The 13,735-nt window shown below is 42.4% G+C and carries 10 protein-coding genes; 3 read left to right on the top strand and 7 right to left on the bottom strand.

The window, feature by feature from the left end; translation table 11 throughout:
• Positions 1–3: 3 nt before the first annotated feature.
• A complete protein-coding gene (proC, locus tag JJ692_RS11625) occupies positions 4–801 on the bottom strand; it encodes a pyrroline-5-carboxylate reductase (RefSeq protein WP_024422653.1) in 798 nt (265 codons plus the stop codon).
• A gap of 470 nt (positions 802–1,271) precedes the next feature.
• On the opposite strand from proC, the gene JJ692_RS11620 reads away from it, so the two are divergent.
• Together JJ692_RS11620 and JJ692_RS11615 are read left to right on the top strand one after the other, a co-directional pair.
• On the top strand, positions 1,272–2,468 hold the full coding sequence (locus JJ692_RS11620) for a cytochrome P450 (protein WP_206533777.1): 1,197 nt from the start codon (positions 1,272–1,274) through the stop codon (positions 2,466–2,468).
• Positions 2,469–2,598: 130 nt separating this feature from the next.
• Entirely contained in the window at positions 2,599–4,650 is a 2,052-nt protein-coding gene (locus tag JJ692_RS11615; protein ID WP_149126547.1) for a molybdopterin oxidoreductase family protein, read from the top strand.
• A 35-nt stretch (positions 4,651–4,685) separates the two neighbouring features.
• Here the strand turns inward: JJ692_RS11615 and JJ692_RS11610 are convergent, their stop codons facing one another.
• The 3 genes from JJ692_RS11610 to xylA form a co-directional block, all read right to left on the bottom strand.
• Entirely contained in the window at positions 4,686–5,372 is a 687-nt protein-coding gene (locus JJ692_RS11610) for a glycoside hydrolase family 11 protein (protein ID WP_025093139.1), read from the bottom strand.
• Positions 5,373–5,459: 87 nt separating this feature from the next.
• Positions 5,460–6,959, bottom strand: a complete 1,500-nt coding sequence (gene xylB, locus JJ692_RS11605; RefSeq protein ID WP_206533776.1) for a xylulokinase — start codon at positions 6,957–6,959, stop codon at positions 5,460–5,462.
• Between the two features lie 35 nt (positions 6,960–6,994).
• Complete coding sequence (xylA, locus tag JJ692_RS11600; protein ID WP_206533775.1) at positions 6,995–8,332, bottom strand: xylose isomerase; 1,338 nt, start codon at positions 8,330–8,332, stop codon at positions 6,995–6,997.
• Positions 8,333–8,542: 210 nt separating this feature from the next.
• On the opposite strand from xylA, the gene xylR reads away from it, so the two are divergent.
• Positions 8,543–9,703, top strand: a complete 1,161-nt coding sequence (gene xylR, locus JJ692_RS11595) for a transcriptional repressor XylR (RefSeq protein ID WP_024422659.1) — start codon at positions 8,543–8,545, stop codon at positions 9,701–9,703.
• A 47-nt stretch (positions 9,704–9,750) separates the two neighbouring features.
• Here xylR and JJ692_RS11590 read toward each other — a convergent pair whose 3' ends face one another.
• The 3 genes from JJ692_RS11590 to csaA all read right to left on the bottom strand — a co-directional run bounded on the left by JJ692_RS11590 (position 9,751) and on the right by csaA (position 13,620).
• Positions 9,751–11,358 carry a glycoside hydrolase family 43 protein gene (locus JJ692_RS11590; RefSeq protein WP_206533774.1) on the bottom strand — a complete coding sequence of 536 codons (1,608 nt, stop codon included), beginning with the start codon at positions 11,356–11,358 and terminating at the stop codon, positions 9,751–9,753.
• A gap of 24 nt (positions 11,359–11,382) precedes the next feature.
• Positions 11,383–12,774, bottom strand: a complete 1,392-nt coding sequence (locus tag JJ692_RS11585) for an MFS transporter (RefSeq protein WP_206533773.1) — start codon at positions 12,772–12,774, stop codon at positions 11,383–11,385.
• A gap of 513 nt (positions 12,775–13,287) precedes the next feature.
• On the bottom strand, positions 13,288–13,620 hold the full coding sequence (gene csaA / locus JJ692_RS11580) for a chaperone CsaA (protein WP_034621362.1): 333 nt from the start codon (positions 13,618–13,620) through the stop codon (positions 13,288–13,290).
• Between the last annotated feature and the right edge of the window lie 115 nt (positions 13,621–13,735).

Raw genomic sequence — 13,735 nt, 5'->3', positions numbered from 1 at the left:
TATTTATATAGATACTTTTTGTTTTTGCTGATTGCTTATCTCTTTTGATCGATTGGCAGCATGTTTGACAGCCTGCTTGATCGCTTCTCCCCCGCCAAAATCATCTAATGCATTCAGTCCTGCAGCAGTTGTTCCATTTGGTGACGTAATTTTCTCTCTTAGGACAGAAGGATTTTCCTCTGTTTCTTGCAGCATTTTTGCCGCACCGAGGAGTGTCTGCGCGCCAATTTGGCGAGACAATTCCTTTGATAAACCTGCCTCTTCTCCTGCTTCTTCGATTCTTTCCATTAAGAAATAAAAGTAGGCGGGCCCGCTTCCAGCAATTCCAGTAAAAATATCCATTTGCTCTTCCTGAATGGTATAGACTTCGCCCATTTCAGATAAAAGAGCCTGGCTTATGCTCATATGGTCGTTTTTCACGTAACGTCCAGCAGATAAAGCAGTCGCTGATGCCCCGATCGTACTTGATGTATTTGGCATGACCCTCATAACAGGCTGGCCTTCATGCAGCATGTCTTCAATATACGATAGCTTGACACCTGCAAGGACAGACATGATGAGCTGATCTGGCTGAATACGAGGTTTTAATGATTCAAGGGCTGCTTCAGCATCCTTTGGCTTCATGGCCAGGATCAACATATCCATTTCTTCAAAAGGAAATGAATCCATTGCGGCTGTTTGGATTCCGTATCGTTTCGTTAGTTCATTCAATCGAAGTTGATTTTGTCTGTTTGTTGCGTAAATTTGGTCTAGCGGCATCTGTCCTGATCGCACAATCCCTGCAATCATTCCTTCCGCCATAGAGCCTGCTCCAATGAAAGCAACTTTCTTTTGATCAATGATATTGATCCTCTCCCTTGTTCGCTTTTTGTTCGTGTTTTTCACACGTAAGTTATCGTAACATGATGAGAAATCGTGTCAAGAAAGAGCCAGCGCTTTTCAAAAGTCCCGAATGCACGGCGGACAGCTTGCTGCAAGTATGTTAGCCGTGTTTTTCAAATACAGTAATTTAGATCAAAAGAACTATGATCATTTGAATCATAGGACCCTTTCGTTCGACTGGATTCACCAATTTATTTTTGGTTTCGGTGACTTCAATTCTATTTTTCAGAAAGCGCTCTCATTTTAATGACTTTCTATTTTCCTATATAGTGAATGTGCTTGAATCTTTCGATTAGACTATTGACATATTTTAGAAAACATGTCCGTTGAAATGATATTTTACTGGTGATACCGTGAAAGAGAAATCATGTGAAAAAGGAGCGTTCATAATGAAAGTGAAAGAAAACTATGTCAATGTGATTCCAATGAAAGAAATCCGTTCTACCGATGACCTTCTTTTCCCATTCCCTATTTACAATGAGCTGCGTGCAGAGAGTGATATTAGATATGATGAGACAAGAAAGTGCTGGGATCTCTTTCGATATTCGGATATCCAGTCTGTTCTAAAACAGCCTAAAGTGTTCTCTTCACAGCGAGGAAGAAGCACGTCTAAAACAAGTATTTTAACGATGGATCCTCCAAAACATACAAAGATGAGAGCGCTTGTGAATAAAGCGTTCACCCCAAAAGCGATCAAGCAATTAGAAGATAAGATCAAAGACTTGACACATGATCTATTAAATCAAGTTAAGGATCAACGTACGTTTGATATTGTGCAAGATTTAGCAGCTCCCCTGCCAGTGATGATCATCGCTGAGCTTCTCGGTGCAGAGGTGCAGGACAGAGAGCTGATTAAAAAACATTCTGATGCTCTTGTGGCTGGTGCTAAGGATGAATCAAAAGAAGCCATTCAGGCTGTTGTAGATATGCAGAAACGTGCTGAAGAGGAGCTGTCCGTTTATTTTGCTCATTTGATCAAAAAACGAAAAGAAACGCCTGCCGATGACCTGATCTCGCTTCTCATTCAAGCGGAAATCGATGGAGAGCGTTTAACCGAGAATGAACTGCTTGGCTTTTGTATTCTATTACTCGTTGCAGGCAATGAGACAACGACCAATTTAATAACCAATGCCGTACGACTGCTGACAGAGCAGCCGCATATCGCTGAATCAGTTCGGCAGGACCCCTCTCTTATTCCTCAATTGACTGAGGAAACGTTACGGTATTATCCCCCTGTTCAAGCCATTGGCCGAATCGCTGCAGAAGATGTTGAAATTGCAGGCGCGCACATTAAAAAAGGAGACTATCTCATCAGCTGGGTTGCTTCAGCAAATCGGGATGAACAGAAGTTTGAAGATCCAGATACGTTTCGGCTTGACCGGAAATCAAATCCACATATGAGCTTTGGGTTTGGCATTCACTTTTGTCTCGGTGCACCGCTTGCCCGGCTTGAAAGCAACATTGCGCTTGACGTTTTACTCCATACGTTTCAAGACATCACCTGTATTGCAGATCAGCTAAAACCTATTCAAAGCACGTTTGTTTTTGGGGTAAAAGAATTTCCTGTACAAGTCACCCGTTTTTAAAAGTCCCTTTTCAGGGGCTTTTTTTCATTTTCTTCAATTCATCATCTCTTTCTTACCTTCCTCCTCCGAACATGCTAAAATAAAATCCATACAAAGTGATAACGGATTGCAGAAAGGAAGCCGAAAACTCATGACCGATTATACAGCGATGAAAGACGGGATATTCAAATCAGTTTGTTCGTTAGACTGCCCGGATCAGTGCGGTCTTTTAATACATAAAGAAAATGGAAAGATCGTGAAAGTGCAGGGAGATCCGGACCACCCTGTCACACAAGGAAACATATGCAACAAAGTGCGTAATGTCACAGCCCGTTTATATGATGAAAAAAGACTGACCACTCCTTTAAAACGTGTTGGCCAAAAAGGCGAAGGTCAGTTTGCACCGATTACGTGGGAAGAAGCCATTGAAACCATTCGGCAAAAATGGACAAAGCTGATCGAAGAAAAAGGACCAGAAAGCATTCTGCCTTACAGCTTCTATGGAAACATGGGCAATCTCAACGCAGAAGGAATGGACCGCCGCTTTTTTTATCGTCTTGGTTCAAGTCAGTTAGACCGGACAATCTGTCAGTCAGCAGGAACGACTGGCTATAAATATACAATGGGTGCCAGCATTGGGACAGATCCTGAAGAAACCATTCATACGAAACTATTTATCTTTTGGGGCATCAATGCCGTGTCGACAAATATGCACCAAATCACCTTGGCACAAAAAGCACGAAAGCAAGGAGCGAAGATTGTCGTAATTGATGTTCACAAGAACCAAACCGGCCGGATGGCAGATTGGTTCATTCCGCTTCGGCCTGGTACTGACAGTGCACTTGCCCTTGGCATCATGCACGTCCTTTTTAAAGAGGAACGTACAGATGATGCATTTTTAGAGGCTTACACGGTCGGCCATAAGGAGCTGCGTGAGCATGTAAAGCAATATGATCCAGACACAGTTGAGCGCATCACAGGTGTGCCTAAGGATGACATCATTACACTTGCGAGAATGTACGCTGAGACATCGCCCTCTCTTATTCGGATTGGGAATGGTTTGCAGCACCATGATAATGGCGGGATGAGTATTAGAACCATTTCCTGCCTCCCTGCCCTGACTGGTCAATGGCTGCACAAGGGCGGCGGAGCGATGAAATCAAACTCTTCTTTTCTCAGCTATAATGAGACAGCTCTTCAGCGGCCGGATTTATTAAAAGAACGAACGCCTAGATCATTTAATATGAATCAGCTGGGCAGCGTGCTGACAAACGCAGAGCCTTCCGTTGATTCTCTCTTTATCTACTCGTGCAACCCAGCGGTTGTGACACCAGAAGCGAATAAAGTCAGAGAAGGTTTGATGAGAGAGGATTTATTTACAGTGGTTCATGATTTATTCCTGACAGAAACAGCGGCGTATGCAGACATTGTCCTGCCAGCGACATCAGCCTTTGAAAACGAGGATTTTTATACATCGTACTGGCATCATTATATTCAAATTCAGGAGCCTGTGATAGAACGCTACGGAGAAAGCAAATCAAATACTGAAGTATTCCGCCTGCTTGCCCATGCGATGGGCTTTGAAGATGAAGCCTTCCGCGAGACAGATGCTGAACTGATGGAACAAGCTCTTCATCATCCAGAAAATCCGCATTATGAGGACATTTCATACGAAGCATTAAAAGAAAAGAAATGGATCAAAGCGAAACGTGGACCTTTCCAGGAATTAAAGCTTCAAACCCCAAGCGGGAAAATTGAGCTTTATTCTGAACAAATGAAAAAAGACGGGTATCCAGCACTTCCAACCTATGTGCCCCTTTATCAGGAAAGCGATTATCCGCTTACCTTTATACCGGGACCGAACCATAATTTTCTGAATTCCACCTTCTCACTTCATGAAAAGCATCAAAAGCTAGAGAAATTTCCGAAGCTTCACATGAATGAACAGGATGCAAAGGAAAGAAAAATTGAAGATGGTGACATGGTACGTGTGTTGAACGACCGAGGAGAGTGTGAGCTTGTCGTGTCAGTCGGTCAAAATGTATTATCTGGTGTTGTGGTCAGTCAAGGTTTATGGGCAGATCAAAAAGGCAAAAAGCATTTAGTGAATGGATTAACACCTGATCGATTGGCAGATATGGGCGGCGGCGCGACGTTCTTTTCTGGCAGAGTGGAAGTTGAAAAATTATCAAAGAAAAAGTAAAAGCCAGCAAAAACTGCTGGCTTTTTTATAAGCTTTTATCGTCCAATAAACAGCTGGTTGGTCATCACATTCGCACTTCCGCTGCTCTGGTAGCCTTCTACAGTAAATGCTGTTTCATACATTTTACCCATTGGCATGCCTAAGCTTTCCCATTTATTAAAATGCGCACTGACGGAGACCGTTCCGCTTGTACGCTTTGTTTGTCGTACACTCCAATATTGCTTGAAGGTCGCGATCCCGATAATGGAAGGCTGATTAACGCGGGTCGTTTCATAAATGTCATATGTGCCTCCATCTGCATAGAATGATCCTTTATACGCTCCTGTTGGACGATATGTGCCCCATGAATCAACAATGTAGTATTCTGCTAATGGAGATTGTGTCCAGCCATAGACACATAAATAGGAATTCCCGCCTGGGTTAAAGTTTGCGTTGTAATTGATGGAGATGTTGCCAAGCTGATGATGAGTTTTAGTGGAATCAAACTTCTTTCCTTTCCGAAATAAAGCATTTCCGATACTGTTCCAGCCTGCAGTAAATGCCCCGCCGTTATTGAGTGTCATTGAGGTGTTTCCATAATCCTTCCATAATTCATAATCGTATCCGCTATGTGTACCCATTTCATTATTATAAATCGTTTTCGCATCAGCTGGCACAGCCGTCAGTGTCAGCACAAATCCAATACACACCACAAACAAAAGCCTCAATCTTTTCAAATTCATTTTCAATCCCTCTCCTTTTTTCATCCGTATTGTTCTGTCATCCCTAAGGTGAAAAACCCATCACCTCCTTTCATGCAGCCTTCTCAGTTAGATGGAACGATACTGCTTTAACCCGGCATGGATATCTTTTGTTTGTGTATAAATCCTTTGATACAAATGAAATAGATCAGCATATACTTCCGCATGCTGCTGCTCTGGCTCATAAACAGCGGCTTGATGGATCAATTGATTAGCACATACTTCAAGTGACGGATACCATCCGCAGCCAACCGCAGCAAGCATGGCTGCACCTAAAGCAGGCCCTTGTTCATTGTCTAACTGGATGACTTCAGCCTGAAAAATGTCTGCTTGCATTTGAAGCCAAGTCCGGCTTCTCGCACCGCCGCCAATGGACACAATAGAATCTATGTTTTTTCCTGCCTGCCGGAATAATGCGATAGATTCATTTAGCGAAAAGGTAATTCCCTCTAACACAGCTCTGACAACATGTGCCCTTTCATGCCTGCTGTCTAATCCAATCAAGCTGCCGCGAATGGTCGAATCCGCATGAGGTGTTCTTTCCCCGACTAAATAGGGAGTAAAAAGCAATCCTTTCGCTCCTGGCGCTACATGAGCCGCACCTTCTAAAAGTGATTGAAACGATTCCTCAGGAGCCAGTAAGTGTTTTGCCCAGTTAAGGCTATATCCTGCTGAGAGGGTGACACCCATTGTGTAAAAAGCGTCTTTTTTTGCATGATGAAACAAATGTAAATTCCCTTGAAGCTCCCTTTCATGATCCTCTTCGTAGGAGAGAATCACCCCAGATGTGCCGATGCTGCATAACGTGCGGTCAGAGGACAAGATGCCAGCACCAATTGCTCCGCAAGCATTATCTGCCCCGCCGGCAAAAACCTTCGCGCCGTCTTTCATCCCAACATCACGTGCAATGTGCGGCAAAAGTGTACCAACCTCCGCCTCTGATGTGACAAGCGGCGGGCAAATATGAGGAGAAATATCAAATGCCTGACAAATCTCCTCACTCCACGTCTGTTCACCGATATTTAACAGCAAAGTGCCAGCCGCATCAGAATAATCCATATGGACAGCGCCAGTTAAACGAAATCTGACATAATCTTTTGGGAGTAAAAACATGTCGATTTGCTGATCAATATGTGGTTCATGTTCCTTTACCCATAATAATTTTGGCAGTGTGAATCCTTCTAACGCCTGGTTTTTTGTGATCTTTTGCAGCCGGTCTCCCAGCTTTTTTGTCATGTGTGCACATTGTGCTGTCGTTCGTGTATCATTCCATAAAATTGCAGGGCGGAGCACTTCGCGAGATTCATTTAATAGAACTAATCCATGCATCTGGCCAGAAAAGCTGATGCCTTCAACTTGTCTTGAATGAACAGGCTGCTTTGCCATCAGTTCTTTCATCACAGCCATTGTCTGGTTTACCCAATCCTCGGGGTGCTGCTCACAATATCCAGGCTTCTCTTGAATGAGGCGGTACGGCTTAGAGGCTTCACAGCACACCTTCCCGCTCTCATCCACTAATATCGCCTTGACCCCGCTCGTTCCAAGATCAATTCCCATCACATATTTCATGTTTTCACTCCTTCAAAACAGGTCAGCCCCTTCAATTAATCTTCTAACAAGTATTGATTTAAACGGGCTTTCAGCTGTTCCTCTCTTCCCGATTCGTTTCTGATCAAAGGATGTTTCAGCGCATATTCTTCTAATGTATGAAAGTTTGCCTTCCCTTCTGAAATGTCACGGCCAATTCCTTCAGAAAAGCTGCGATACCGGTGCTTTATCACATCCTCAAACACACGGTCTTCTATGAGTCTATGAGCGACCCGCAGTCCTTTTGCAAATGCATCCATCCCAGCAATATGAGCATATAAAATATCTTCAAGTTCAAAGGAAGCTCTTCTCACTTTTGCATCAAAATTAAGACCGCCTGCCCCTAGACCGCCATTTTGCAAAATTTCATACATGGCAAGAGTTGTGGCATACAGATCGGTTGGAAATTCATCTGTGTCCCATCCAAGAAGCGAATTGCCCTGGTTTGCATCAACAGAACCGAGCAGCCCATGAATTCTTGCGACACGTAATTCATGCTCAAACGTATGACCGGCCAGTGTCGCATGATTGGCCTCAATATTTAATTTAAAATGGGAATCTAATCCGTATTGTTTTAAAAAGGCGATGGATGTCGCTGCATCTGTGTCGTATTGATGAGTGGTTGGCTCCTTTGGCTTTGGTTCGATTAAAAATTGGCCAGTGTACCCAATTTCTTTTGCATAATCAACAGCCATATGCAAGAAAGCCGCCATATGATCAAGCTCTCTTTTCATATCTGTATTGAGCAGCGTATCGTACCCTTCTCGTCCACCCCAGAAAACATAATTTTCTGCACCAAGTTCTTTGGCGGTTTCGATGCCTTTTTTAACCTGTGCGGCCGCGTAGGCAAAGACATCTGCATGACAAGATGTCGCAGCGCCGTGAACAAATCTAGGGTGCTTAAACATATTAGCTGTGTTCCACAGCAGCTTTACTCCGCTTTGCTTCATGTATTCTTTCATTCTTTCTAAAATGATGTCTAATTGTTGATTCGTCTCTTGAAGCGTCTCTCCCTCTGGCGCAATGTCACGGTCATGGAATGAAAAATACGGAACATCCAATAGGTCAAAAAGCTGAAAAGCGACTTCCAATCTAGCTTTTGCTAAATCCATTCCGCTATAGGAGTCCCATGCTCTTTGCATCGTGCCAGTTCCAAACATGTCTGTTCCATCAGCCGTCAATGTATGCCAATAAGCGACTGAAAAACGCAGGTGGTCTTTCATTGTTTTTCCGCCAATCACTTCGCTTGGATTATAGTATTGAAAAGCGAGTGGATTTTTTGATTGTTTTCCTTCATATTGAATTTTGCCGATTCCTTCTAGACTGTATAATGTTTTCATATTTGATTTGGCCATTCTTCATTCCTCCTGAGTACACTTTGTAAGTTGATACAACAAACTAATGATCAATCTATGAAAAAATCACTTTGAATTTTCCATATTTTTTAGTTTTTTAAAAATATTTTCGTTATAATAAAGTTAAAATCATCTTTCTTATCGAATACATGCGAAAAAAAGCAGCTCTTCTCAACTTAATCTAAAGACGAAACAAATGGAGTGGATAACGTGGATATCGCTGATCAGAACTTTGTCAAAAAAATAAATCAAAAACTTTTATTAAAAGAAATTCTCCAGCATGCGCCCATTTCGAGAGCAAAATTATCTGAACGCACTGGATTAAATAAATCGACTGTTTCCTCTCAAGTAAGTACGTTAATGAAAGAACATCTTGTCTATGAGATCGGTCAAGGTGAGTCTAGCGGCGGGAGAAGACCGGTTTTACTGATGTTTAATAAGCGTGCTGGCTGTTCCATCGGAATCGATGTCGGCGTTGATTACGTCAATGGCATATTAACTGACCTTGAAGGGTCTATTCTTTACGAAGAGCAGATCAAGCTCCCACCCAGCTCTCCTGAGGTGACGATACGTAAATTAATTGAATTAATACAGCAGCTCATCACACAAATGCCCTCTTCTCCATACGGGCTCATTGGCATCGGCCTATGCATACATGGTTTAGTGGATGCAGGTGAACAAATCGTGTTTACGCCTCATTCGAAATGGAAAAATGTTGATCTGAAAACCACGCTGCAAGAGACATTCCAAGTACCGATCTTCATTGAAAATGAAGCAAATGCCGGTGCATATGGTGAAAAAATCTTTGGTGCCGCTAAACATTATGACCATTTGATCTATGCAAGCATCGGCACTGGCATCGGGATCGGAATCATCATCAATCATCATTTATACAGAGGAGCGTATGGCTTTTCTGGTGAAATGGGACATATGACAATCGATTTTAACGGACCGACATGTAGCTGCGGGAACCGTGGGTGCTGGGAATTGTATGCTTCTGAGAAGGCCTTGTTTCAGTCTCTTCAAACAGATGATCAGCACATCTCCCATCAAGATCTGGAACAGCTGGCCAAGTTAAATGATATGAAAACGCTCAATGCCCTGCGCAACTTTGGCTTTTACCTTGGTGTCGGTCTCACAAACGTCCTGCATACCTTTAACCCGCAAGCCATTATTTTAAGAAACAAAGTGATCGAATCACATCAGGCGGTTCTACATGTGATTAAGGAGGAGGTATCCTCGCGAATGGATACGCAATTCAGCTCACATGTAGAGCTGCTCCCTTCATCATTAGGACACAATGCACCAGTATTGGGGATGACATCTCTTGTCATAGAAGCTTTTCTGCAAGATGCCACCCTCACAACCTAATCTATATATTTTTCAAAAAGAGGCAGCTCGTAGCGAGTTGTCTTTTTTTATTCGTCTGTTTCCTCATAGCGAAAATAGTGAAAATCAGCAGGAAGACGCTCGCCGCTCGTATCTTGGCACTGCATACCGACAAATGCCCCTGTAAAAAATCCCCCACCTCTAATGAAATCATCTGATAAATGAATGGATTCAAACGGTACATCAATTTCCTTCCACTCTTTCTGATCAAATGAATAAGAATATTTATATGTCTCTTTCCGAACGGTCACTTTTAAATAGACATAAGTGACCTCGTCAGGAATGATGATTTTATGTGTCAATGGCTGAGAAAAGGCAAGGTTTTGACAGACGGATAGTTCAAGCGTGCGGCCAAGTTCCTCATCATATGTCACCTGGAGTGCTGTCCAGTTTTCCGTATTATAATAATTCACAAGACCTGCGGCTTGCTGAAAGTTTTCTGGGAAGAACGAAACAGCTGTCTCTGCTTCAAAATAAAAGCTTTGCCAGCGTCTTGCAACAAATGCTTGGGTAAACTTAGACGTTAAAGATTCGCGGCCGAATAATCTTAAATGCTGAGGTTCCTCCGTTAACGAACCAATCTGATCGGTAAACGGAATTCTTAATGTTTGGAAGTGTCTATTTAGTGTTGATTCTTTAAATTCATCGACTGTATGATAGGTTGGTGCAAAAACCTTTTCTTCGATCTTTGGCGCTTCAACCTCTAGCGTCCCCTCTTTTCCGCCTACAACATAAGGCCATCCATCCTTCCATTCAAGCTTTTGTATCGCTGTTTCTCTTCCTAAAGGGCACCACCCTCTCTGTTGAAAAATCGATTCCTTGCTTGATTGAATCGGGCGGCCAGTGAGATGAGCGAGATACCATTCATTTGTATGCGTTTGAACGATTGAAGCATGCCCGCATTTTTGAAGCGGATGTTCAGGCAAATGGAAGGCACTTAAAATCGGGTTATCAGGATGAACCTCATATGGCCCTTCAATATGCGAGGACCGGGCGATCGTTGCTGCATGCTCATACCGGGTACCTCCTTCTGCCGTTAATAAATAGTAGTAGTCACCGATACGGTACAGATGCGGCGCTTCTGTCAATTTAATCGGTGTGCCTTTAAAAATGACCTTCCTTTGTCCGATGAGCTTCTTTTCAGCCACACTATATTCCTGCAAGGCAATACCTGCAAAGGAATGATGCTTTTCCCTATGATCCCACAGCATATTTAAGACGTATTTCTTCCCGCTGTGATCATGGAATAAAGATGGATCAAAGCCGGAGCTGTTGAGCAGGATCGGTTCACTCCAATCGCCGTCCACCTCGCTTGCCGTGACCAAATAATTATGACCGTCTTTAAATGGGCCATCCACTACTTTGATATCTGAATAAATAAGCCAAAACTGCCCATCAGCATAGCTTAAGCACGGCGCCCATACCCCGCCAGAGTCAGGATTCCCCTTCATATCCAGCTGCGACGTTTTTTGCAATGGACGCGCAGCAAGACGCCAATGGACGAGATCCTTTGAATGATAAATTTGCACCCCTGGAAACCATTCAAATGTAGAGACAGCCATATAATAATCTTCTCCTACACGGCAAATACTTGGATCAGGATTAAACCCTTTGAGCACTGGATTGGTAATCTTCATTGAACTTCCTCCTCTTTCAGAGACCTACATTTTAAAATCGTCCATATGATCGATATACACTTTGTCTCTATTCTCAAGCTCCCGTACGACTTTTTTATGTTTTTCTTCGTCAAGGTTATAAAAATTAATATCCACCATCGCTAAAATCAGTAAGCATACAGGAATCACCGTTGTCGTGATTAAAATGCCAAGTAAAGCTTCTGGTGATTGCATTTGGTTCGCAACATAGCCAAAGCGATCGAGTACAAGCCCTGGCACAATCCCGCCTAATGCCATCCCAAATTTAAAGAAGAATCCGATGATGGCATAGATGAGCCCGCCCATCCTTTTCCCTGTTTTATATTCGCCATATTCAACGGTTTCAGGAATGAGCGCCCACATGTAAGCACCGGCTGTAATACTTCCTGCAGCTGCAACGAGCCTAAAAATCAGTATTAAAGTGATTTGACTCGGCGGTATCACAAGTAATGCAAGAAGACCTACGATATTCAGCAATAATGAATAATTCAGCAGCTTTTTCTTTCCTAACAGCTTGTGCAGTTTTGGAATAAACGGCAGCACCATTAAAGCTGGCAGACTGCCAATGAGTCCGTACCATTTCACTAAATCTTCTCTGCCGAGGTTATACGTGACATAATAGATCCCAACAGAGTTACTGATCGAGTTCACGCCAAAAATAATAATAAAGAAAATGCTTAATACAACAAGCGGACGATTGACACGTAACTGGACAAAGATATCACTGAACTTAATTTTTTCCTCCGGCTTTTGAAGCGTGACACGTTCATTCGTGCTTTTAAAACAGAAAATAAGTAATGCACCGCCAAGAACGCCGAGAAAAGCCATCGTCATCTGCCAGCCGAGAGCTGTATTTCCTGTTGTATCACTCAAAAAAGTCGCAAGAAAAGGAACAAAAAAAGCAACAACTAGACCTCCGAGATTAGCAAAAAGCATACGAACAGACGTAATACTGACAACCTCTTGGTTATTTCTTGTCATTGCAGATGTTAAAGCACCATAAGGAACATTGATGAATGTGTATGTAAGCGATAAACCAACATACGTGATGTAGGCATAAACGAGTTTACCCATTTCAGAAAGATCAGGTGTTGTAAAGCAAAGGATAGCAAGTACCACAAAAGGAAACGCACCGAATAACAAGTAAGGTCTAAACCTGCCAAAACGGCTGTTCGTTCGATCCACCAATGCACCAATAAACGGATCTGCAAGCGCATCAATGGCGCGGACAACTAAAAACATTGTTCCTGCTGCCGCCGCTGATAAACCATACACATCTGTATAAAAAAATAATAGATACGTAGAGACAGTTGCATAAATTAAGTTACATGCGAAATCTCCTGAAGCATATCCTACTTTTTCAGACATACGAATCTTTTTTAAATTCTCACTTACCATGAGCTTTCTCCCTTCTTCTCTTAGCCTCTTCTAATGAACAGATGATGGAGGGCAGCAGCAGTCAATACAAAGAATATAAAGCGCTTTCAATTTGTTGTAAAAATGAAGCTGAACATCTGATCCTTTCAGCTTAGCCCACATACACAGCAAATGATTTGAATGACGGAATCATCCCCTTTAATGACCGGATCATCACTTGGAATTCATCTTAGTTTATCGACTAAACAAACTAAGATGAATTCATTTTATAAAATCTGATCTGACTTTTCAATATTTTTTGAAAAAATAATCCAAATAATTGATTTCTTGTCATTTTTCTGCTGAAATGACGTGAAAAACTGAAGTAAAGCATTTAATGGTTGCAATTCCGATCACCTCATGCTATATTAATCAAGCGATGAGCTGAATTGTGTAAGTCGGGTAACATGTCTCCTTGAGACACACACGAATGTGGCGTGTGGTTATTCCGCCTCAATACGCAAAAGACATCTTCTCAGGAAGATGTCTTTTTTATTACCCTATTTTTGTTCCATTTTCAACAGGCTCATCTGTGGCTAGTAAAACCACGTCTTCTTTTGACGGCATGCCCCCTAAGACAAGCACTTCTGATTTGAATCCTGCAATTCTTCTTGGCGGAAAATTGACGACTGCTACGATTTGTCTGCCAATAAGACTCTCAGCCGTATAACGTTTTGTCAGCTGAGCACTGGATTGCTTTAGACCAACCTCTTCACCAAAATCAATCTTGAGTTTTAATGCAGGTACTCTTGCCTCTGCAAAGAATTCTGCTTCGATAATCGTCCCAACACGAATATCTAACGCCAAAAACTGTTCAATATCTGCCATCTGATTCTCTCCTCTTCATTCAAGGGTAGGTTCATTTACTAGAGTTATCTATTGTTTTTTTCATTGTAGCACATTCATTTCGTAAAAAAAGTGAGTCAAAAAGCCGATTCATCGC

The organism is Bacillus sp. 3a, from assembly GCF_017161885.1.
In the GTDB taxonomy this organism is placed as follows: domain Bacteria; phylum Bacillota; class Bacilli; order Bacillales; family Bacillaceae; genus Bacillus; species Bacillus safensis.
The sequence above is the reverse complement of the archived record's forward strand: the minus strand, read 5'-3'. Positions and strand labels throughout refer to the sequence as shown.